Consider the following 20,080-nt stretch of genomic DNA (forward strand, 5'->3'; position numbering starts at 1 on the left):
AAAAGTTTTAGTCCTCGTATAGTGGGAAGGCATCTGTCAATTCTTTAACTGCACTTCTCACTTCTTCTAAGACAGCTTTATTTTCTGCATTTTTAAGGGTTTTAATGATGAGTTCAGCCACTTTGCGACTTTCTTCTTCACCAAATCCACGTGCAGTAATGGCTGCAGATCCGATACGAATCCCACTTGTCTTGAATGGTGACAAGGTTTCGTAAGGAATTGAGTTTTTATTTAGGGTAATATTGACTTCATCCAGCAAGTTTTGAGCAACTTTTCCGTTTTCTACAACTTTAGTCACATCCACTAGGAAGAGATGGTTTTCAGTCCCGCCAGAAATAATACGGAAATCAGGGTCTTGCAAGAAGACATCTGCCATAGCCTTGCTGTTCTTGATAACATTAGCAGCATATTCCTTGAAGGCTGGATCCAAAACTTCTTTGAAAGAAACAGCTTTAGCCGCCACAACGTGCTCCAAAGGACCACCCTGAATACCAGGGAAAATAGCTGAATTGATTTTCTTAGCTAAGTCTTCATCATTGGTCAAAATCAAACCACCACGAGGGCCACGAAGGGTTTTGTGGGTTGTGGTTGTTGTGATATGAGCGTATGGAACTGGACTTGGGTGAAGACCAGCTGCAACCAAACCAGCGATATGAGCCATATCTACCATGAGCTTAGCCCCAACAGCGTCCGCAATTTCACGGAATTTTGAAAAGTCGATAATTTGAGAATAGGCTGAAGCACCTGCTACGATCAATTTTGGTTTTACTTCTTGGGCTTGTTTCAAGATAGCATCAAAATCCAAGAATTCTGTTTCAGGGTCAACACTGTAAGAAACAAAGTTGTAGGTTTGACCAGAGAAGCTGACAGGAGCTCCGTGGGTCAAATGTCCACCTGCTGCCAAATCCATCCCCATAACCGTATCACCCGGCTCAATCAAGGCCATGTAAGCCGCACAGTTAGCTTGGCTTCCTGAGTGAGGTTGGACATTGGCAAATTTTGCACCGAAAATTTCTTTTGCACGTTCAATGGCTAGAGATTCTACCACGTCTACTACATCCGTTCCACCATAATAACGGCGTCCTGGGTAACCTTCGGCATATTTATTCGTCAAGATAGACCCTTGAGCAGCCATAACAGCCTTGGAAACAACGTTTTCCGAAGCAATCAACTCAATGTTGTTTTGTTGGCGTTCTTCTTCTTTGGCAATAGCATTCCAGAGATCAGCATCATATGCTTTAAAATCATCTTTGTCAAAAATCATAGGTCTTCTCCTTTATTGTATGACTAGTCCATTAGTTTAATTTTCTAATAAGAAAATTAAACTAAAAGATGCGAATAAACCGTTTCTGCATTTTATCACAAGTATAACCAACTTTTTCATAAAATGCATGAGCACCCAGACGATGATCGGCAGAGTTTAAGCGTATAAATCCATAACCACGTCTTTTTGCTTCTTCTTCCAACCCTTGTAATAAGCTTTTACCAATACCTTGACCTTGCACTTGAGGTGAAACTGCTAAGGCTAAAATATTAAATCCTGCTTTAGAATAAAGTGATTCATAGACCTCAGCGTGGACATATCCAAGCAAGGCATGACTAGCTTCATCCTCATAAGCAAGTAAGAAATGATGTGAATTCTGAGACAGTCTAGCTAGTTGACTAGACGTGTCCTCTATACTAAAAGAATAGCCCAAAACCTCTTGGTTAATTTCACAAATGGCTTTCACATCAGTTTCTCTTAAATCTCTTAGCATCTCATTCCTCCTCAAAAGAAATCTCTGGCAACCGAGCAAGAATATCTTCTCGCTTAATGGCCCCTTGTCGTAAGATTTTCACCTTGTCTCCAGACAAGTCCAAAATAGTTGAATCCTGTCCAGTTAGAAAAGCATCGTCTTCTAGACCCAAAACCTCTTGGTCAAAATCCTTCAGAATTTGTTCAAAGGTCACTCCACTTGCCTGACCTGAAATATTGGCAGACGGTCCAATCAAGGGCCCTGTCTCTCGAATCAAATCCAGCGTGATAGGATGACTGGGCATCCGAAATCCCACAGTTTCAAGACCAGAATTGACCCAATAGGGAACTCGGTCATTAGCTTCGAGAATAATGGTTAAGGGACCTGGTAAAAAGGTCTCTACAAGTTTTTGAAGATAAGTTGGCTGATTCTTTGAAAAGTGCAAGATATCCTCTAAAGAGGCAATATTGAGGTTAAGCGCCTTATCTCTAGGACGACGTTTGAGCTGGTATACATGGTCCACTGCTTTTTCATCTAGAGCCTTGGCAAAGAGACCGTAAACTGTCTCTGTAGGTAGAACGACAGCTCCACCATTTTCCAACTCTTGTCTAATCCTGTCCATCATCAACCACGACCATCCTATCTTGACCAAATTGGTCCTTAAGTGTTCTTACACGTTTTTCAGGAAGATGCTTCCTAAAAAGTTCAGGAACACTTTGACCTTGCTTGTATCCAATTTCAAGGTAAATCTTACCACCATCTTTGAGATAGTCTTTTGCATCTTCCGCAATTCTACGGTAAATAGCTAGGCCATCCTCGTCTGCAAAGAGAGCTAGATGAGGCTCCGAATGCAAGACATTCAAGCCGACCTCTGACTCATCTTCACGAGAGATATAGGGTGGATTGGAAACAATTATATCATATTTTTCAGAAATTTCTGTAAAACAGTCAGATTTTTTTAAAAATATTTGAAGATTTTGATTTTTAGCATTTTCGCTGGCTATATCTAAAGCATCTTGGGAAATATCTGCTGCTGTCACTGACCAATCTGGTCTGTTTTTTGCTAGAGCGAGAGCAATAGCTCCACTACCTGTTCCAATATCCAGAACTGAAAGATTCGTCTCAGGATTTTCAGCCAGGATAAGCTCCACCAACTCCTCTGTTTCTGGACGGGGAATCAAAACCCGTTCATCAACTTTTAACTGCATTCCATAAAAATCTGCCTGCCCAATGATGTACTGTGCCGGTTTATGAGTTGCTAACTGTTGGAAAATTCCTTTAACAAATACTTCTTCCTCTTCCGTCACTTCCTGCTGGAGGGCAAAAACAAAGTCCGTAAAAGATAGATTTTTCAGGCTACGATAGACAAAAGAGAGGCTTTCAGCTTCCTCTCCTTGTCTTATCAACTCTTCTTCAAAATCTGAAAATAATTGAGCTAATTTCATTATTTGTTTAATTCTTCTAATTTTTGTGTTTGGTCATAGAGCACCAAGGCGTCCACAACTTCGTCCAATTTACCAGACAAAATAGTATCTAGTTTTTGGAGAGTCAAGCCAATACGGTGGTCTGTTACACGGTTTTGTGGGAAATTATAAGTACGAATACGTTCTGAACGGTCCCCAGTACCGATTGTCGACTTACGCTCAGCATCTTGTTCATCTTGTGCAATCTGAGCAAAGTGGTCAGCAACACGCGCACGGATGATTTTCATGGCTTTCTCACGGTTCTTCTGCTGAGTACGTTCTTCCTGCATCTCAACCTTGATATTGGTTGGCAAGTGAACAATACGAACGGCAGTCGCAACCTTATTGACGTTCTGTCCACCAGCACCAGAGGCGTGGTAGATATCAACACGAAGGTCTTTTGGATCAATGTCGTATTCAACCTCTTCAACTTCAGGCATGACAAGAACTGTCGCTGTGGAAGTATGAACACGACCTTGGCTTTCTGTCACAGGGACACGTTGCACACGATGGGCTCCAGACTCATACTTAAGTTTAGAGTATACAGATTGACCCGAAACCATGGCAACCACTTCTTTGAAACCACCGACACCATTCATAGAAGCTTCCATAACTTCAAAGCGCCATCCTTGAGCTTCAGCATACTTTTGGTACATGGTTAGCAAATCTCCAGCGAAAAGTGCTGCCTCGTCTCCACCAGCAGCGCCACGGATTTCAAGGATAATATTCTTGTCATCGTTTGGATCCTTTGGAAGGAGCAAAATTTTGAGTTTTTCTTCGTATTCTTCTTTTTTAGCCTTGGCATCTTTGAGCTCTTGCTTGGCCATTTCTTCCAAGTCCGCATCTCCGCCTGATTCCTTAATCATCTCTTCAGCATCAACGATGTTTTGAAGGACTTGTTTGTACTCACGGTAGGCTGTTACTGTGTCACGAGTTGAAGCCTCTTCTTTTGAAAGCTCCATAAAACGTTTGGTGTCTGAAACGACATCCGGGTCACTGAGCAATTCTCCTAATTCTTCATAACGGTCTTCTACAGCTTGTAGTTGATCATAGATGTTCATTTTTTCTCCTTATTTCTCAATTGTTAAATCATAGATTGCTACTACTTCGTTCTCGGATATTTCCCCAGTTTCTTTAAATCCATAACTGAGGTAACATGATCTTGCATGTTCGTTTTCTGGTTCATAAGACAACCAAAGTTTATTGCTTAAACCTGCTGGCGCTGTTCGAACATAGTCTAGTACTTTATCCATAATTGGTTTAAAATATCCTTGATTTTGAAAATTCTTATCAATCATAAAACGAAATAGTAAATAATTTCCACTACTAATTCCGATCTTTTTATCATAAGCTATCATCACAAAACCTATAATTGCATCATTATCATAAACTGCCAATGGAGCTACAAAATCTCCATTTTTAGTGTAGACGTATGCTTCAGCTAAACTAATTGCGTTAGTAGCAATGAATTGTTTTTGATATTCCTTGACATCCAAATCAAAATATCAAAATAATTTTCCATTGTAACATCTCTTAGTTCAATTGTCATAGTTTTGCTCCTTGTTAGAGGTTATCATTGGCGCAAAATAATGTTTACGGCAAACCGAGATATAGGTTTCATTGCCACCAATCTGAATCTGCTCTCCATCGTAAACGGGCAGTCCATCCTGTGTTCGCAAAACCATAGTTGCCTTTTTCTTACAATACTGACAGATGGTCTTGATTTCGTCAATCTTGTCTGCTAAGAGCAAGAGATACTTGGAACCTTCGAACAGTTCATTGCGAAAATCATTTTTCAAACCAAAAGCCATGACAGGTATGTCTAACTCATCAACAACACGAGCTAGATCGTAAACATGGTGACGCTTGAGAAACTGGGCTTCATCGACCAAAACACAGTAAGGTTTTTCTGGTAGGTCTCGGATATAGCCGAAGATATCCGTCGTCTCCTCAATCGCAATGGCAGGGCGTTTCATGCCAATTCGACTCGATACATAGCCAACACCGTCACGCGTATCCAGAGTTGAAGTCATAATCACAACACCTTTTCCTTGCTCCTCATAGTTATAGGCCACCTTGAGAATCTCAATCGTCTTACCAGAGTTCATGGTCCCATAACGATAATACAACTGTGCCATGTTTCTTGCTTCACGTCCATTTCTAAATTTTTGCTACATTCTAGTATATCATAATTTTCTTAAGCTTTAAACGGCAAAATGTGGTAAAATAGAAGAAATCAAAAACTAGTGGAGGAAGCCATTATGCCATTTGTACGCATCGATTTATTTGAGGGACGCACGCTCGAGCAAAAAAAAGCTCTTGCTAAGGAAGTAACAGAAGCTGTTGTCCGTAATACTGGAGCCCCTCAATCAGCTGTTCATGTCATCATCAACGACATGCCAGAAGGAACTTACTTCCCACAAGGAGAAATGCGCACCAAATAAGCTAGCTTAAGCAGAATTGCTTAGGCTTTTTCAATCTCCAAGTAGCATCCATTGAAGAAATAGTACAAATTTGTTACAATTTGAAAAGAGACTTGGAAAAATTTCCAAGAAAAGAGCTATTAATTAAAGGAAATATTATGATTACACGTGAATTTGATACCATCGCTGCTATCTCTACTCCACTAGGTGAAGGGGCTATTGGTATTGTCCGCCTGAGCGGAACAGAAAGTTTTGCTATTGCGCAAAAGATTTTTAAAGGAAAAGACTTGAGTCAGGTTGCTAGCCATACCCTTAACTACGGTCACATTATTGATCCTCTGACTGGTAAAGTCATGGACGAGGTTATGGTTGGGGCTATGAAGTCTCCAAAAACCTTCACTCGTGAGGATATTATCGAGATTAACACCCACGGTGGGATTGCGGTGACCAATGAGATTCTCCAGCTAGCTATCCGTGAAGGAGCTCGATTGGCTGAACCTGGTGAATTTACTAAACGTGCCTTCCTAAATGGACGTGTTGACTTGACTCAGGCTGAGGCGGTCATGGATATCATCCGCGCCAAGACAGACAAGGCCATGAACATTGCAGTCAAACAATTAGATGGTTCCCTTTCTGACCTCATTAACAATACCCGTCAAGAAATCCTCAATACACTTGCCCAAGTTGAGGTTAATATCGACTATCCTGAATATGACGATGTTGAAGAAGCGACTACTGCTGTGGTCCGAGAGAAGACTATGGAGTTTGAGCAATTGCTAACCAATCTCCTTAGGACAGCCCGCCGCGGTAAAATCCTCCGTGAGGGAATTTCAACAGCCATCATCGGACGTCCAAACGTTGGGAAATCCAGCCTCCTCAACAACCTCTTGCGTGAGGACAAGGCTATTGTTACAGATATTGCTGGTACTACTCGAGATGTCATTGAAGAATACGTCAACATCAATGGTGTTCCTCTAAAATTGATTGACACGGCCGGTATTCGTGAAACAGATGACATTGTGGAACAAATCGGTGTCGAGCGTTCGAAAAAAGCCCTCAAGGAAGCCGACTTGGTTCTACTGGTGCTAAATGCCAGTGAACTACTAACCGCCCAAGACCGCCAACTCCTAGAAATCAGTCAGGAGACTAATCGCATTATTCTTCTTAACAAAACCGACCTGCCTGAAGCGATTGAAACTTCGGAACTTCCAGAAGATGTCATCCGTATTTCAGTTCTTAAAAACCAAAACATTGATAAGATTGAAGAACGCATTAATGACCTCTTCTTTGAAAATGCTGGTCTAGTCGAGCAAGATGCTACCTACTTGTCTAACGCACGTCACATTTCCCTAATTGAAAAGGCTGTTGAAAGCCTTCAAGCTGTTAATGAAGGTCTTGAACTGGGGATGCCAGTTGACTTGCTTCAAGTTGACTTGACTCGTACTTGGGAAATCCTCGGAGAAATCACTGGGGATGCTGCTCCAGATGAACTTATCACCCACCTCTTTAGCCAATTCTGTTTAGGAAAATAAGAAAATCCATGATCGTTATTGCGGTCATGGATTTTATTATGTGACTATTAGTCCGTCTCGCTCCGTTAGGTGCGAGACAAAAAAACCACCCGCTATGCGGGTGCGCGTCGAAGGTTATACCAAAAAAACTCCGAACGCGATACAATAAAGGTGTTCAAGCCAATTGTAAAGCGAAAGGAGAAAAATATGGCACAAAAGGCTCATAGTTTATCGCACACAAAGTGGCACTGTAAGTATCACATTGTGTTCACCCCTAAGTATAGACGAAAAGTCATCTATAATCAATATCGAAGTAGTTTAGGCGAAATATTTCATCGCTTGTGTAGTTATAAAGGAGTTGAAATTATCGAGGGTCACTTAATGCCAGACCATGTACACATGTTAGTAAGTATTCCACCGAGGATAAGTGTTTCGAGTTTCATGGGTTATTTAAAAGGAAAAAGTGCACTCATGATGTTTGACAAACACGCCAATCTCAAGTATAAGTTTGGGAATCGGCATTTCTGGGCGGAAGGTTATTATGTGAGTACAGTAGGACTTAATGAAGCCACAATTAAGAAATATATTCAAGTACATGAAAAGCATGATATAGCACTAGATAAATTAAGTGTAAAAGAATATGAGGATCCCTTTAGGGATAGTGGTAAGTAATACTAAAGCCTCTTTGAGAGGCAAGTGACGAGTCAAGAGCAATAAGGCTTGAACAAAGTGAAAGCCAGCGTCTTTAGGCGCTGGCTGGTAATTTGGGCTTATAGCCCTGGAACAAACCACCCGTTTGACGGGTGGTCATGATTGTCTTATTAATAATCTGGCCTTAAGACACCTGTTACAGTTGCCTTAGTCGCTTCGTAGTCGCCATCTACAACAACCTTGATAATGCGTTTTGCATCTTCTTCTGGTGCTGGAACTAGAGGTAATCGAGTTGGACCAGCTTCAAATCCCATATAGTTGAGAACGGCCTTGACAGGAGCAGGACTTGGATATGAGAAGAGGGCATTAACCTTAGGAATGAATTTACGTTGAATAGCTGCGGCTTTCTTCATATCGCTTTCTGCAATGGCAGTAAACATCTCGTGCATTTCATCCCCATTTGTATGTGATGCAACAGAAATAACCCCATCCGCACCAAGGTTCATGGCATGGAAAGCATCTCCATCCTCACCTGTATAAATCAAGAACTCTTCTGGCTTGTGCTCAATCAAGTAAGCCATATTAGCCAAGCTAGTACATTCTTTGACACCGATAATATTTGGATGGTCAGCCAAACGAAGCATGGTTTCTGGAGTCAATTCGACAACTACACGCCCTGGAATGTTATAGATAATAATTGGTAGGTCAGAAGCATCTGCAATGGCTTTAAAATGCTGATACATTCCTTCTTGAGAAGGTTTGTTGTAGTAAGGAACAATAGCAAGCCCAGCTGCGAAACCACCAAATTCCGCTACTTCTTTGACAAACTCGATCGAGTCACGCGTATCATTGGTACCTACACCCGCAATCAAAGGAACTCGTCCATTGACAATCTTTTGTACAGCCGCAAAGAGTTCCAACTCCTCATCGTGGGTTAAAGTTGGACTCTCAGCAGTCGTTCCAGCTAGAAGAATGCCGTCTGTATGATGGGCCAATAAATGCTCAATCAGGGCTGGAATGGCATCAAAGTTAATGGAACCATCCTCGTGAAAGGGGGTAATAAAGGCTGTGATGATTTTACACTCTTTTAAATCTTGATAAGACATGAAAACACCTCTCTATTTCAAAGAAGGAGTTCATCTGAACTCCTAAACGATATGACTATTTTAACTCAAATTTCAATTCAGCTGTTGGACGAACCAAGCCACGTTCATGAAGAGTTTCTGCAATCTGAACTGAGTTCCAAGCAGCACCTTTGAGAAGGTTATCTGAAACAACCCACATGTGGATACCTTTTTCTTCATCCAAGTCTTTACGGATGCGACCAACAAAGGTATCACGTGAACCCACTGCATTGATGGCTTGAGGATAAATTTGATGAGCAACATCATCTTCAAGGACAGCACCTGGGAAGGCTGCGATAGCTGCTTTCACTTCTTCGATTGGAGCCACTTCTTTTGTTTCGATGTAAACAGACTCAGAGTGAGCTGACAAGACTGGAATGCGCACACATGTTGCAGACACTGCGATACTATCATCTTCCATGATTTTCTTAGTTTCCTTGGTCATTTTCATCTCTTCGTAAGTGTAATCATTGTCAGTGAAAACATCAATTTGTGGAAGAGCGTTAAAGGCGATAGGATAGTGTTTCTTGTCACCACCTGAAGGCAAGATTTCAGCATGTAAATCACGTGGTTTCACTCCATCGTTCAAGACTTCACGAAGTTCACGTTGTGTCTCAAGAATTGCTCCCATACCAGCACCTGAAACTGCTTGGTAAGTTGAGACAATGATACGGTCCAAGCCCCATTTTTGGCGAACTGGCTCAAGAGCCACCATCATTTGAATTGTTGAACAGTTAGGGCAGGCAATGATACCGTTGTGGGCATCAAGTGCATGAGCATTGACCTCTGGAACAACCAAAGGAACATCTGGATTTTGACGGAAGTAAGATGTATTATCTACTACTACCGCTCCAGCTTTCACTGCGTGTGGTGCATATTTAGCTGATGTAGAACCACCTGCTGAAAAGAGAGCAATATCAACTCCTTCAAAAGCTGTTTCAGTCGTTTCTTCAATCGTAATATCTTGATCTTTAAATTTCAAAGTCTTGCCTGCTGAACGTGCAGAAGCAAGTAAACGAATTTTATCGATTGGAAGTGTTGATTCTTCCAACATTTTTATCATCTGAGCTCCGACAGCACCTGTCGCGCCGACTACAGCAACTGTATATCCCATAAATAACCTCTTTCGGAATTTTCTAAAAATTTCTATAATAGATGTATTATACTACTTTTTCCATGAATTGCAAAGCTTTTTCATCATTTTTTGGAAAATAAAAATCCCCAGTCGCTAGACCAGGGACTAAGAGGCATCTTCATGTGATGAGCAGGTTCACACAACTCATCAAGGTCCGCTCCTGCGTTATGACCTCCTTATGCTCAATAGTAGTCCGAAGACTACCTATCGACTCATCGCATCTACTATTCTACTAAAGAGAATGACTTTTGTCAACAAACGAAACTCTTTATACTCTTCGAAAATCTCTTCAAACTTCGTCAGCGTCGCCTTACCGTATGTATGGTTACTGACTTCGTCAGTTCTATCTACAACCTCAAAGCAGTGCTTTGAGCAACCTGCGGCTAGCTTCCTAGTTTGCTCTTTGATTTTCATTGAGTATTAATTTTATTTACACAGGTGCATAAGAAGTATCTTTGAAAAATTTGGGGCAGATTTGGGGAGACATAACCAAAACCCTTGTATATCAAGGGCTTTTCTGTTTATTTCATGCTAATTGCCGGGATTGAACCGGCGACCTCATCCTTACCATGGATGCGCTCTGCCAACTGAGCTAAATCAGCTTACTTGAAAAGTATACTATAATCAGAAAATTTTGTCAAGGTTTCCTTAGAAATTTTCCATAGGAAAAAGCCAGGTAAGAGCTACCTAGCTTATCTTCTTCTATTTGCTTAAATCGATTCGGCGACCAATTTTACCAATGATAATCGCTCCAATAATTAATGAGGCAAATTCACCAATTCCTGTTGTGAACCAAGTAAGGAAAAATGGTAATTGCGCCACGATATTCAACTCCGCAGCGATAGTAAACATGGAAATTGAAAAGAGGATTGAAAAGAAGAAATGATCTTTTCGAATTAATCCATTAAAGAGGTAATCTTTGCTGTATTTTGCAAAAAAGCCAAACACCTAGACTGAGGAATACTAAGGTTGACCCACCACCAACAAAGACATCTAGCAGTCCGAAGCTAAAGAAATTAGCAATCATACAACCGATGGTAACTCCAATGATGTACTTAGGATTGTAAAAAGCCATAAAATTCATCATTTCTGAAATACGAAACTGATAAGCACCATAGCTGATGGCATTTAGGGGCGGTGTGACAGTTAAAACGACATAGATAGCAGCAACGATTGCAATGTCTGCAACATCACGAATAGTTAATTTTTTCATCTTTTCTCCTTTAGCGGTTGCCCGCGTGTAATATACTTGGTGAAAGAAGCTAAGCACCAAGGGTTGCTTTATTCAACCTTACTAGTATAGCACAATAGCCTGCTTTATGCTATACTTAAACCATGAAAATTCCTATTCAAAAATTTTTTAACAATGAAATCTTAGCCTATCTCTTCTTTGGCCTTGCAACAACTCTAGTTTCGATTCTCTCACGATTAGTCATTTATCAACTAAGTCATCAGGAACTCCTTGCTACTGGCCTAGCAAATATTATTGGTATCCTATTTGCCTTTATCACAAATGATAGGATTGTATTTAAGCAAGCTAGGCAGAATTGGCCAAGACGTTTAGTAAAATTTACTCTTACCCGCCTTTCTACTTTTCTGTTAGATTTGCTCCTTACTTTTCTATTTGTAACCCAGTTTCCTAATATTATTGGTCAGTTCGTAAACGGGAATCTTGATAAAGTAAATGCAATCGAAACAGTTCTTGCACAATTATTGATAATTATCCTTAATTACATTTTTAGTAAGGTTTTTATTTTTAAAAAATAAAATTTCTGAGCATATAGCTTGTAAGCTTTTCTTAATTAATATATAATGAAGTGTAAACTTTTTTGAAAGGAAATTATGAAAATGTTAAAAGATCTTAAAGCATTTTTGCTTCGTGGTAATGTTGTTGACCTTGCTGTCGGTGTGATCATTGCCTCTGCTTTTGGTGCTATCGTTACTTCATTTGTTAATGATATCATCACTCCACTCCTATTGAACCCAGCCTTGAAAGCTGCGAAAGTACAAAACATCGCTGAGCTTGCATGGAATGGTGTTACATATGGTAAATTCTTGAGTGCTATTATCAACTTCCTTGTTGTAGGTACTGTTCTCTTCTTCGTTATTAAAGCTATGGAAAAAGCTCAAAGCCTTACTAAAAAAGAAGAAGTTGTTGAAGAGGAAGCACCAGCTGCACCAACTGAATTGGAAGTACTTCAAGAAATCAAAGCTCTTCTTGAGAAAAAATAATCGATTAAAAGGATCTAGCGCAAAGCTAAATCCTTTTTCTTTACTCTTTTGGTAACTTACCTGCTTTCTCAAGCATTTTTTTGATAAGATAAGGCATCTTAACATTTTCCCGACCTTTTTTCTCAATCAGTTTTTTCACAAATTCTGGCATTTGTAAATCTTGAGATTCAGCCAAGATATTTTTAGTCTCATCTGAAGGAACTAACTCATCAAAGGTTTCTTCTTCTGGGAGAAATTCCTTAAATTCTTGATGTTCATTAGCTCTGACTGTATTAACCAAAGCATCAATCAAACGAGAATCCGTATTTGGCATTGGTGGTCGATGGTAGTTCACACCCAATTCTTGACACAAGTCAAAACATTCCACATCGTTGTCAAACAAGACTTCAATATGCTCACTAATAAAGCTGATAGGAACAAAAATATAATGGTCTGGATGTTCTGTCTGTTCTCTGAGATACTCCAAGACATCTGGCTTAATCCATGGAATACCTATATCACTTTCACTCTGCCAAGTGTTAGTATATTGCTCGGAACTCAAACCTAGTTTTTCAGCAACTAACTTGCTATTTTCAAAAATTTGGTCGATATAAGGGTCACCAAAATCCAAGGCAAAAATGGGTACACTATGGGCTGAAAAGATAACTTTAAAGCTATCTTGCTTCACTTCTTCTTTTAAAATCTTAGCAATTTCATCTGCCCAATAGTTTAAGAGCGCTTCTTCTTGATACCAATCCTTAATAACTAAAAATTGAATTTGCTTGCTTTCTAAAAATTTCTCATAACCCATGACAGAGTAGAAAGAATAATGGGGCTCCAAAATCAAGCAAATACACTGCTCAACTCCGTCTGCTTCCATCTGACTAATCACATCTGGAATAAAGGGTCTTGAAAACTTATTGGCAAAATAGACACTATACTCATTCCCCAGTCTAGCCTCTACCAAGGCAACTTCTTCACGGGTAATTCTTTGCAGAGGCGTACCTCCAATAAGTACATAATTATCATAGAGTGTTTGAATCTCGTGGTCTTGAGGTCTCACTCCACGACGAATATTTGTGAAAAAATCAGCCACACCTTCAAAGGTAATCTCTTCTGGCGAACCGAAAGTCATCATTAAAATTGCTTTTTTCATAATTGCTTCCTTGTGATATTTTTATCAAGTTTATTTTATCATTTATCCATTAATAAGTAAACGCCAACATAGCGAATTTCTCTAACTTCTGTCTTTTGTTTTTCTCTCTTTTCTATGATACAATGGAAAAAATGAATTCAAAAGGAGTTTTTTATGACTTATCCCAATCTCTTGGACCGATTCCTAACCTACGTTAAGGTCAACACGCGCTCTGATGAACACTCTACTACTACTCCAAGTACGCAGAGTCAGGTTGACTTCGCGACAAATGTCCTAATTCCTGAAATGAAACGTGTTGGATTACAAAATGTTTATTATCTACCAAATGGTTTTGCTATTGGAACTTTGCCAGCCAACGATCCGTCTTTAACACGAAAAATTGGCTTCATCTCCCACATGGATACTGCTGATTTTAATGCCGAAGGAGTTAATCCTCAGGTGATTGAAAACTACGATGGTGGTGTGATTGAACTTGGAAATTCTGATTTCAAACTCGATCCAGCTGACTTTGAGAGTCTTGAGAAATATCCAGGACAAACACTCATCACAACTGATGGAACAACTTTGCTAGGTGCTGATGACAAGTCAGGAATAGCTGAGATTATGACAGCCATTGAATATCTAACTGCTCACCCTGAAATCAAACATTGTGAGATTCGTGTTGGTTTTGGTCCAGATGAGGAAATCGGTGTTGGTGCTAATAAATTTGATGCAGAAGATTTTGATGTTGACTTTGCCTACACAGTTGATGGTGGTCCATTAGGTGAGCTTCAGTACGAGACCTTCTCAGCAGCGGGTGCTGAATTGCATTTCCAAGGACGCAATGTCCACCCTGGTACTGCCAAAGGTCAGATGGTCAACGCTCTACAGCTAGCAATTGATTTTCACAATCAACTTCCAGAGAATGACCGTCCTGAGTTAACTGAAGGTTACCAAGGTTTTTACCATCTAATGGATGTGACAGGTAGTGTTGAGGAAGCGCGTGCAAGCTACATCATTCGTGATTTTGAAAAAGATGCCTTTGAAGCGCGTAAAGCAGCTATGCAGTCTATCGCTAATAAGATGAATCAAGAACTTGGTAGCGACCGTGTCACTCTAAACTTGACAGACCAGTACTACAATATGAAAGAAGTCATTGAAAAAGATATGACTCCAATTACCATTGCTAAAGCCGTTATGGAAGATCTGGGTATCACACCTATTATCGAACCAATCCGTGGTGGAACAGACGGCTCTAAGATTTCCTTTATGGGAATCCCGACTCCAAATATCTTTGCGGGTGGTGAAAACATGCATGGACGTTTTGAATACGTCAGCCTTCAGACCATGGAACGTGCAGTTGATACTATCATTGGTATCGTAGCTTATAAAGGCTAAAATAGGCTAGGCAAAAACTCAATTTTAAGAGAAAATGAAGTAAATCTTCACACAGTAAAACGCATAGTATAAAGTTTTCAACACTTAATACTATGCGTTTTTTGATTATAAATACGAATTATTTAGTATAATTTCTCTTTATTGATGAACTGCTTGGGCCGCTGTGATAAGGGTCAACTTGTAAACATCATCTGCATTACATCCACGAGAAAGGTCATTAACTGGCTTGTTCAAACCTTGTAAAACAGGTCCTACAGCCGCAAAGCCACCAAGACGTTCGGCCATCTTGTAGCCGATATTTCCTGCCTCTATACCTGGGAAGATGAAGACATTTGCTTGACCAGCTACTGTACTTCCAGGAGCTTTCAAAGCTGCAGTTTCAGGAACAAAAGCCGCATCAAACTGCAATTCCCCATCGATTTCAAGATCAGGACGCAAGTCGTGAGCAATTTTAGTTGCTTCTACAACCTTATCGACGCTCTCACCAAATCCTGAACCTTTAGTAGAATAGCTTAGCATAGCAATTTTAGGCTCGATGCCAAACATCTTAGCTGTGATTGCTGAGTTGATGGCAATTTCAGCCAAGGCTTCTGCATCAGGATTGATATTGATAGCACAGTCTCCAAATAGGTAACGTTCCGTACCACGAACCATGAGGAAGGCACCTGAAGTACGAGTCACATTTGGACGAGTTTTGATAATTTGTAGGGCTGGACGAACTGTTGAAGCAGTTGAGTGAATCGCACCTGACACCATTCCATCAACCAAGCCCAAGTAAACCAACATAACACCAAAATAATTGACATCTTCAACCAAAACCTTGCGTGCATCTTCTTCAGACATTTTGCCCTTGCGACGCTCCACTAGAGCAGCAACCATCTCTTCAAATTGAGGATAATGTTGAGGGTCGATGACCTCATAACCATCCATGATTCCTTCAATTTCAAGATAAATTTTAATTTTTTCAGGATTTCCAAGCAAAACAGGAATCACTTCTGTTTCTTTTACCAAGCGTTTAGTTGCTTGAAGAATACGTGGCTCTTCACCTTCAGGGAGAACGATACGAGCATTTTTACCAACAAGGTTGGCTTTTAGACTTTCAAAAACTTCCATGAGTTTTCTCCTTTTAGATAATAATTATACTCTGAATCGGTTTTTATAGAGTATTAGTTGATAACTGAGTAATAAGGTTACTGAAATCATCCGGCAAGGAACTTTCTAACTGCAAGTCTTGCTCTAAAAATGGATGATAGAAGGATAGGTAATGGCAATGCAGAGCCTGACGTTGAATGCCGTCATCCAAGCTACCACCATACAAATCATCTCCCAACAAAGGAAAACCAATATGAGAAAAATGGACTCGGATTTGGTGGGTTCGACCAGTATGCAATCGAATGTCGACCAAGTGAATATTTCCATAGGAAGCGACAATCTTGTAGGAAGTATGGGCGTACTTCCCACCTTTAGCTACCCTTCTGGTGATAATAGAGTCTTCATCACGCGCAATCGGAGCAATAATTTCTCCTTCAGGCTCTAAATATCCATCTCCTTTAACCAAAGCAAAGTAACGTTTTTCAATGGACTTCTTCTGTAACTGCTTGTCTAATCGTGCATGGGCATAGCCATGCTTGGCAAAAAGCATCAAGCCAGAAGTGTCCCTATCAAGTCGGGTCACAATGTGAACCTGCTGATTTTCATAGTCTTGCTTGACGTAGTAACCCTTGATAAAATTGGCAATGGTATTGGAGTGATTGACACTAGGAATAGAAGCCACTCCATAGGGTTTATTCAAGACTAGAAAATGGTCATCCTCATAGAGAATATACAGAGGGCGCTCAATAGCTTCTAGAGTTTCAAAGCCTTCCTCAGCGGGAATATCGATGACAACTCGGTCTCCAATATCCAATAGATAGGTTGCATTTTGCGGTTGGTCATTGACTAGAATAGCTCCACCACGAAACTTAATCTTAGCTAGCAGCCCCTTAGAAACCTCGTGCTTTTTTAAGAAGGTCTTAACCTTGACATGCTCATCTGCGATAAATTCAAACCTCATTCGTCCACCTCGCCGATAAAAGCGTCCTTAACGCGGTTCCAGAAACTGGTATGACTAGGTGATGCGACAAAATGAATCTTATGATGGTCGATTTGATACTCGATTCGCTCAATATTACGGAAAGAATAAACGCTATTGTCAACCGAAATGGTATGGTAATCGTTTCTCGTTGGAATGAGTTCAATCTTATCCTTCTTAGGAACAATAATGGAAGAGCCTAACGTTCGATAGACACGATTGTTAAGGCTAGCAATTTCCGTCAACTGAAGAGCTTCAATGGTAGGGTGTAAAACAGCTCCACCGAGCGACTTGTTATAGGCTGTACTACCAGTCGGTGTCGAAACTGTTAAGCCATCTCCGCGAAAACGTTCAAAGGGAACACCATTGATTACAATATCCGCCACCATGGTTCGATCGGACCTGCGGATGCTAGCTTCGTTGAGTGCTCTGAAAATCTTAACTTCACCATTTTCAAGAAAGACCTTCACATTTAGAACAGGGTAGGAAACCTTTGCCCCAGTATCTAGCTGCAAATTAGTCACTAGCTTGTCCAACTCAAAATCACGATAGTCTGTATAGAAGCCCAAATGTCCAGTATGAACACCGATAAAGCGTACCTTGTCAAGTTGATTTTCGTACTTATGAAAAGCCGACAAGAGCATGCCATCCCCACCAATGGAGATGACAATATCCGGATTGGTATCATTGAGTATAAACTGATTTCTCTTCAAACGATCTCGCAATTCATACAAAACCCTTTGACTCTGCGGTTTTCTATTAGCTATCAGATCAATTCGTTTACCTGTATTCTTCATCTGTATCGTCACTGTTTCCTACACCGTCATTTAATTTTCTACTCAAAGGATCAAAAAGAGCCTGGGCTTCCTGGATATCATCTCGAATTTTACCCATTTCTTCATCCAACTGATGGGCAATTTTGGCAGTAATTTCCAGTCTCTTCTTTATCTCCTCTGGAAAATCCCCTTGGTACTTGTAGTTGAGAGAATGTTCTATCGTTGCCCAGAAATTCATGGCCAAGGTACGAATTTGAATTTCCGCCAAAATGGTCTTGGCACCATTGACAGTATCAACCGTATATTCTACTACCACGTGATAGGAACGGTAGCCTGATGCTTTTCGATGAGTAATGTAATCTCGCTCCTGTATGATTCGCATATCCTGACGCTTGTGCAAAATTTCCACTACTTCCTTGACGTCATCTACAAACTGGACCATCACACGCAAACCAGCAATATCCTGCAAATCATGTTCCAAGGTTGCATAAGTAATACCACGCCGAGCCATTTTTTCCTTGATACTTTCAATCGGCTTGACTCTACCAGTCACAAACTCAATAGGAGAATGCTTATTTTGCTTACGATATTGCTTCCGAATACCACGTAGTTTAATCTTTAACTCACCAACAGCTTGAATGTAAGGATCTAGAAATTCTTCCCATTCTAAGGTCATATATTCTCCCTTGTTCTCATGTTATCCTTCAAAAATATCTTTGATTTTTTCTCCAGATTCATATACAATAAATACAATGCTTATTATACCATAAATCCGCTTTCAACGATAAAGAAAAGGTAAGAAAAATGAAACATTTAGAAATTGAATTGAAAACACTCTTGAAAAAAGATGAATATGATCGTCTAAAAGACCAGTTCACAGGTGTCACTCCTGTTCTTCAAAAAAATTACTACATCGACACACCTGATTTTGAACTGCGAGAAAAGAAAGTTGCTATGCGCATTCGAACCTTTCAAGACTGGGCAGAATTGACACTCAAAGTCCCGCAAAGTGTTGGAAACATGGAATACAACCAAAAATTGCAACTAAAAGATGCTGAAAACTATCTGAGCAAGAAAGAACTTCCTCAAGGGCTAGTACTGGATGAATTGGCGAAACATGGTATTAAAACTAGTGAATGGCAGATTCTTGGTTGTCTAACGACACTTCGCTATGAAATGCAAACAGCTATTGGTCTCATGGCACTAGATGAAAGTCAGTACTTTGATATTACAGATTACGAATTAGAGCTTGAAGTGGAAAATCACGAGCAAGGCAAACAGGATTTCCAACAATTTTTAGAGGAAAATCAGATTTCCTACCAAAAAGCTCCCTCAAAATTGGTCCGATTTGTCAAAAGCATGAAAAATAGCTGAAATAATCTCCATTTTTTGGTAAAATGGAAAAGATAAAAATACACAAGTCCCAGTTCATATATGTAAGATAAATATAACTAGGATTTAAAAAGTTTACAGAGGACGGTCTATAATGTCAGATAGAAAAAACATGAAACTTTTCGCACTCAACTCTAACCAAGAGATTGCACAGAAAATTGCTCAAGCTGTTGGTGTCCCACTTGGAAAACTATCATCACGTCAATTTTCAGATGGAGAAATCCAAGTAAATATCGAAGAAAGTGTCCGTGGTTATGATGTGTACATCATCCAATCAACAAGTTTCCCTGTTAACAACCACCTAATGGAATTGCTTATCATGGTCGACGCTTGTGTGCGCGCAAGTGCCCACAGTATCAACGTTGTCCTTCCATATTTTGGCTATGCACGTCAAGACCGCATTGCTTCACCACGTGAGCCACTTACAGCTAAACTAGTTGCTAATATGCTAGTTAAGGCTGGAGTTGACCGTGTTCTTACGCTTGATTTGCATGCTGTTCAGGTGCAAGGCTTCTTTGATATTCCTGTTGACAACCTCTATACAGTTCCTCTATTTGCAAAACATTACTGCGATAAGGGGCTCCTTGGCTCAGATGTTGTTGTCGTTAGCCCTAAAAATTCAGGTGTGAAACGTGCTCGTAGCTTGGCTGAGTATCTTGATGCTCCTATCGCCATTATCGACTACCCTCAAGACGATGCAACTCGCAACGAAGGTTATATCATCGGTGATGTTGAAGGTAAGAAAGCCATCTTGATTGATGATATTCTTAATACAGGACGCACCTTCTCTGAAGCTGCTAAAATCGTTGAACGTGAAGGGGCTACAGAAATTTATGCTGTTTCTAGTCATGGTCTCTTCGTTGAAGGAGCTGCCGAACTTCTTGACAATACTAAGATTAAAGAAATTCTTGTGACTGATTCAGTAGCAACAAAAGAAAAAACTCCTAAAAACGTATGCTACATCACTGCTAGTGAGTTAATTGGTGATGCCATCGTCCGTATCCACGAAAGAAAACCAGTCAGCCCACTCTTTGCCTACAACAAAAAGAAATAA

Annotated in this window: 22 protein-coding genes, 1 tRNA gene, 2 pseudogenes and 1 riboswitch; of the genes and pseudogenes, 8 read left to right on the forward strand and 17 right to left on the reverse strand. The window is 40.2% G+C overall.

The genetic code is table 11. The features are described from left to right. Positions 1 to 7 precede the first annotated feature (7 nt). From glyA to CYK16_RS04800, 7 genes and pseudogenes are all read right to left on the reverse strand, one after another. Positions 8 to 1,264 (reverse strand): serine hydroxymethyltransferase, encoded by a 1,257-nt coding sequence (glyA, locus tag CYK16_RS04770; protein WP_060805438.1) that lies wholly within the window; start codon positions 1,262 to 1,264, stop codon positions 8 to 10. Positions 1,265 to 1,325: 61 nt separating this feature from the next. Next, positions 1,326 to 1,757, reverse strand: coding sequence for a GNAT family N-acetyltransferase (locus CYK16_RS04775; RefSeq protein WP_060805437.1), 432 nt, complete (start codon positions 1,755 to 1,757; stop codon positions 1,326 to 1,328). 1 nt (position 1,758) lies between these two features. Beyond that, positions 1,759 to 2,361, reverse strand: a complete 603-nt coding sequence (locus CYK16_RS04780; protein WP_060805436.1) for an L-threonylcarbamoyladenylate synthase — start codon at positions 2,359 to 2,361, stop codon at positions 1,759 to 1,761. Continuing rightward, positions 2,345 to 3,181: a peptide chain release factor N(5)-glutamine methyltransferase gene (prmC, locus tag CYK16_RS04785; protein ID WP_033677259.1), complete on the reverse strand. Its 837-nt coding sequence runs from the start codon at positions 3,179 to 3,181 to the stop codon at positions 2,345 to 2,347. Before prmC ends, CYK16_RS04780 begins: the two co-directional genes overlap by 17 nt. After that, positions 3,181 to 4,260 (reverse strand): peptide chain release factor 1, encoded by a 1,080-nt coding sequence (gene prfA, locus CYK16_RS04790; RefSeq protein ID WP_060805435.1) that lies wholly within the window; start codon positions 4,258 to 4,260, stop codon positions 3,181 to 3,183. Before prfA ends, prmC begins: the two co-directional genes overlap by 1 nt. Before the next feature lie 9 nt (positions 4,261 to 4,269). Further along, a pseudogene (locus CYK16_RS04795) lies at positions 4,270 to 4,748 on the reverse strand (GNAT family N-acetyltransferase). Then, positions 4,738 to 5,337, reverse strand: a complete 600-nt coding sequence (locus CYK16_RS04800; RefSeq protein WP_060805434.1) for a thymidine kinase — start codon at positions 5,335 to 5,337, stop codon at positions 4,738 to 4,740. Before CYK16_RS04800 ends, CYK16_RS04795 begins: the two are co-directional and overlap by 11 nt. A 123-nt stretch (positions 5,338 to 5,460) precedes the next feature. Here CYK16_RS04800 and CYK16_RS04805 point away from each other — a divergent pair, with 123 nt between their 5' ends. The 3 genes from CYK16_RS04805 to tnpA all read left to right on the forward strand — a co-directional run bounded on the left by CYK16_RS04805 (position 5,461) and on the right by tnpA (position 7,805). Further along, positions 5,461 to 5,643 (forward strand): 4-oxalocrotonate tautomerase, encoded by a 183-nt coding sequence (locus CYK16_RS04805; protein ID WP_001117401.1) that lies wholly within the window; start codon positions 5,461 to 5,463, stop codon positions 5,641 to 5,643. A 137-nt stretch (positions 5,644 to 5,780) separates the two neighbouring features. Then, positions 5,781 to 7,154 (forward strand): tRNA uridine-5-carboxymethylaminomethyl(34) synthesis GTPase MnmE, encoded by a 1,374-nt coding sequence (gene mnmE / locus CYK16_RS04810; protein WP_060805433.1) that lies wholly within the window; start codon positions 5,781 to 5,783, stop codon positions 7,152 to 7,154. Positions 7,155 to 7,340: 186 nt separating this feature from the next. After that, on the forward strand, positions 7,341 to 7,805 hold the full coding sequence (gene tnpA, locus CYK16_RS04815; RefSeq protein ID WP_060805616.1) for an IS200/IS605 family transposase: 465 nt from the start codon (positions 7,341 to 7,343) through the stop codon (positions 7,803 to 7,805). Between the two features lie 149 nt (positions 7,806 to 7,954). Here tnpA and dapA read toward each other — a convergent pair whose 3' ends face one another. The 5 genes and pseudogenes from dapA to CYK16_RS04840 form a co-directional block, all read right to left on the reverse strand. Then, complete coding sequence (gene dapA / locus CYK16_RS04820) at positions 7,955 to 8,890, reverse strand: 4-hydroxy-tetrahydrodipicolinate synthase (protein WP_000121606.1); 936 nt, start codon at positions 8,888 to 8,890, stop codon at positions 7,955 to 7,957. A 55-nt stretch (positions 8,891 to 8,945) separates the two neighbouring features. Continuing rightward, on the reverse strand, positions 8,946 to 10,022 hold the full coding sequence (locus CYK16_RS04825) for an aspartate-semialdehyde dehydrogenase (protein WP_060805297.1): 1,077 nt from the start codon (positions 10,020 to 10,022) through the stop codon (positions 8,946 to 8,948). Between the two features lie 225 nt (positions 10,023 to 10,247). Next, positions 10,248 to 10,457, reverse strand: a complete 210-nt coding sequence (locus CYK16_RS10870) for a hypothetical protein (protein WP_101776731.1) — start codon at positions 10,455 to 10,457, stop codon at positions 10,248 to 10,250. Between the two features lie 115 nt (positions 10,458 to 10,572). Then, positions 10,573 to 10,645, reverse strand: a tRNA-Thr gene (locus CYK16_RS04835). 100 nt (positions 10,646 to 10,745) lie between these two features. Further along, a pseudogene (locus CYK16_RS04840) lies at positions 10,746 to 11,256 on the reverse strand (QueT transporter family protein). Further along, positions 11,254 to 11,350, reverse strand: a riboswitch (PreQ1 riboswitch). Its footprint overlaps the pseudogene before it by 3 nt. A 28-nt stretch (positions 11,351 to 11,378) precedes the next feature. Here CYK16_RS04840 and CYK16_RS04845 point away from each other — a divergent pair. Next, the gene (locus tag CYK16_RS04845; RefSeq protein ID WP_060805295.1) at positions 11,379 to 11,810 is read left to right on the forward strand and encodes a GtrA family protein; all 432 of its coding nucleotides are present in this window, start codon (positions 11,379 to 11,381) and stop codon (positions 11,808 to 11,810) included. Positions 11,811 to 11,891: 81 nt separating this feature from the next. Next, positions 11,892 to 12,275 carry a large conductance mechanosensitive channel protein MscL gene (gene mscL, locus CYK16_RS04850; protein ID WP_023944241.1) on the forward strand — a complete coding sequence of 128 codons (384 nt, stop codon included), beginning with the start codon at positions 11,892 to 11,894 and terminating at the stop codon, positions 12,273 to 12,275. 40 nt (positions 12,276 to 12,315) lie between these two features. Here mscL and hemH read toward each other — a convergent pair whose 3' ends face one another. After that, the gene (gene hemH / locus CYK16_RS04855) at positions 12,316 to 13,410 is read right to left on the reverse strand and encodes a ferrochelatase (protein ID WP_023944239.1); all 1,095 of its coding nucleotides are present in this window, start codon (positions 13,408 to 13,410) and stop codon (positions 12,316 to 12,318) included. A gap of 153 nt (positions 13,411 to 13,563) precedes the next feature. On the opposite strand from hemH, the gene pepT reads away from it, so the two are divergent. Next, positions 13,564 to 14,787 carry a peptidase T gene (pepT, locus tag CYK16_RS04860; RefSeq protein ID WP_060805294.1) on the forward strand — a complete coding sequence of 408 codons (1,224 nt, stop codon included), beginning with the start codon at positions 13,564 to 13,566 and terminating at the stop codon, positions 14,785 to 14,787. 138 nt (positions 14,788 to 14,925) lie between these two features. Here pepT and pta read toward each other — a convergent pair whose 3' ends face one another. Genes pta through yjbM form a run of 4 tightly spaced genes read right to left on the reverse strand, consistent with a single transcriptional unit; the run spans position 14,926 to position 18,310 of the window. Continuing rightward, positions 14,926 to 15,900, reverse strand: coding sequence for a phosphate acetyltransferase (gene pta, locus CYK16_RS04865; RefSeq protein WP_000451580.1), 975 nt, complete (start codon positions 15,898 to 15,900; stop codon positions 14,926 to 14,928). Positions 15,901 to 15,943: 43 nt separating this feature from the next. Then, the gene (locus CYK16_RS04870; protein WP_060805293.1) at positions 15,944 to 16,840 is read right to left on the reverse strand and encodes an RluA family pseudouridine synthase; all 897 of its coding nucleotides are present in this window, start codon (positions 16,838 to 16,840) and stop codon (positions 15,944 to 15,946) included. Further along, positions 16,837 to 17,655: an NAD kinase gene (locus tag CYK16_RS04875; protein ID WP_060805292.1), complete on the reverse strand. Its 819-nt coding sequence runs from the start codon at positions 17,653 to 17,655 to the stop codon at positions 16,837 to 16,839. The genes CYK16_RS04870 and CYK16_RS04875 overlap by 4 nt, the downstream gene beginning before the upstream one ends. Then, the gene (gene yjbM / locus CYK16_RS04880; protein ID WP_060805291.1) at positions 17,639 to 18,310 is read right to left on the reverse strand and encodes a GTP diphosphokinase; all 672 of its coding nucleotides are present in this window, start codon (positions 18,308 to 18,310) and stop codon (positions 17,639 to 17,641) included. The genes CYK16_RS04875 and yjbM overlap by 17 nt, the downstream gene beginning before the upstream one ends. Before the next feature lie 128 nt (positions 18,311 to 18,438). Between yjbM and CYK16_RS04885 the strand changes: the two genes are divergently transcribed. Beyond that, positions 18,439 to 19,008, forward strand: a complete 570-nt coding sequence (locus CYK16_RS04885; RefSeq protein ID WP_060805290.1) for a CYTH domain-containing protein — start codon at positions 18,439 to 18,441, stop codon at positions 19,006 to 19,008. A gap of 112 nt (positions 19,009 to 19,120) precedes the next feature. Next, positions 19,121 to 20,080 carry a ribose-phosphate diphosphokinase gene (locus tag CYK16_RS04890; RefSeq protein ID WP_001283822.1) on the forward strand — a complete coding sequence of 320 codons (960 nt, stop codon included), beginning with the start codon at positions 19,121 to 19,123 and terminating at the stop codon, positions 20,078 to 20,080.

Origin of the sequence: Streptococcus oralis subsp. dentisani, from assembly GCF_002860905.1 — a bacterium.
GTDB classification, from domain to species: Bacteria; Bacillota; Bacilli; order Lactobacillales; family Streptococcaceae; genus Streptococcus; species Streptococcus oralis_BA.

Coding starts and splice junctions, on each gene's coding strand:
- CYK16_RS04775 (WP_060805437.1), bottom strand. CDS start 1,757: ATGCTAAGAGATTTAAGAGAAACTGATGTGAAAGCCATTTGTGAAATT.
- pepT (WP_060805294.1), top strand. CDS start 13,564: ATGACTTATCCCAATCTCTTGGACCGATTCCTAACCTACGTTAAGGTC.
- CYK16_RS04885 (WP_060805290.1), top strand. CDS start 18,439: ATGAAACATTTAGAAATTGAATTGAAAACACTCTTGAAAAAAGATGAA.
- pta (WP_000451580.1), bottom strand. CDS start 15,900: ATGGAAGTTTTTGAAAGTCTAAAAGCCAACCTTGTTGGTAAAAATGCT.
- CYK16_RS04870 (WP_060805293.1), bottom strand. CDS start 16,840: ATGAGGTTTGAATTTATCGCAGATGAGCATGTCAAGGTTAAGACCTTC.
- CYK16_RS04800 (WP_060805434.1), bottom strand. CDS start 5,337: ATGGCACAGTTGTATTATCGTTATGGGACCATGAACTCTGGTAAGACG.
- CYK16_RS04805 (WP_001117401.1), top strand. CDS start 5,461: ATGCCATTTGTACGCATCGATTTATTTGAGGGACGCACGCTCGAGCAA.
- CYK16_RS04780 (WP_060805436.1), bottom strand. CDS start 2,361: ATGATGGACAGGATTAGACAAGAGTTGGAAAATGGTGGAGCTGTCGTT.
- yjbM (WP_060805291.1), bottom strand. CDS start 18,310: ATGACCTTAGAATGGGAAGAATTTCTAGATCCTTACATTCAAGCTGTT.
- prfA (WP_060805435.1), bottom strand. CDS start 4,260: ATGAACATCTATGATCAACTACAAGCTGTAGAAGACCGTTATGAAGAA.
- mscL (WP_023944241.1), top strand. CDS start 11,892: ATGTTAAAAGATCTTAAAGCATTTTTGCTTCGTGGTAATGTTGTTGAC.
- mnmE (WP_060805433.1), top strand. CDS start 5,781: ATGATTACACGTGAATTTGATACCATCGCTGCTATCTCTACTCCACTA.
- hemH (WP_023944239.1), bottom strand. CDS start 13,410: ATGAAAAAAGCAATTTTAATGATGACTTTCGGTTCGCCAGAAGAGATT.
- CYK16_RS04875 (WP_060805292.1), bottom strand. CDS start 17,655: ATGAAGAATACAGGTAAACGAATTGATCTGATAGCTAATAGAAAACCG.
- dapA (WP_000121606.1), bottom strand. CDS start 8,890: ATGTCTTATCAAGATTTAAAAGAGTGTAAAATCATCACAGCCTTTATT.
- prmC (WP_033677259.1), bottom strand. CDS start 3,181: ATGAAATTAGCTCAATTATTTTCAGATTTTGAAGAAGAGTTGATAAGA.
- glyA (WP_060805438.1), bottom strand. CDS start 1,264: ATGATTTTTGACAAAGATGATTTTAAAGCATATGATGCTGATCTCTGG.
- CYK16_RS10870 (WP_101776731.1), bottom strand. CDS start 10,457: ATGAAAATCAAAGAGCAAACTAGGAAGCTAGCCGCAGGTTGCTCAAAG.
- CYK16_RS04825 (WP_060805297.1), bottom strand. CDS start 10,022: ATGGGATATACAGTTGCTGTAGTCGGCGCGACAGGTGCTGTCGGAGCT.
- CYK16_RS04845 (WP_060805295.1), top strand. CDS start 11,379: ATGAAAATTCCTATTCAAAAATTTTTTAACAATGAAATCTTAGCCTAT.
- CYK16_RS04890 (WP_001283822.1), top strand. CDS start 19,121: ATGTCAGATAGAAAAAACATGAAACTTTTCGCACTCAACTCTAACCAA.
- tnpA (WP_060805616.1), top strand. CDS start 7,341: ATGGCACAAAAGGCTCATAGTTTATCGCACACAAAGTGGCACTGTAAG.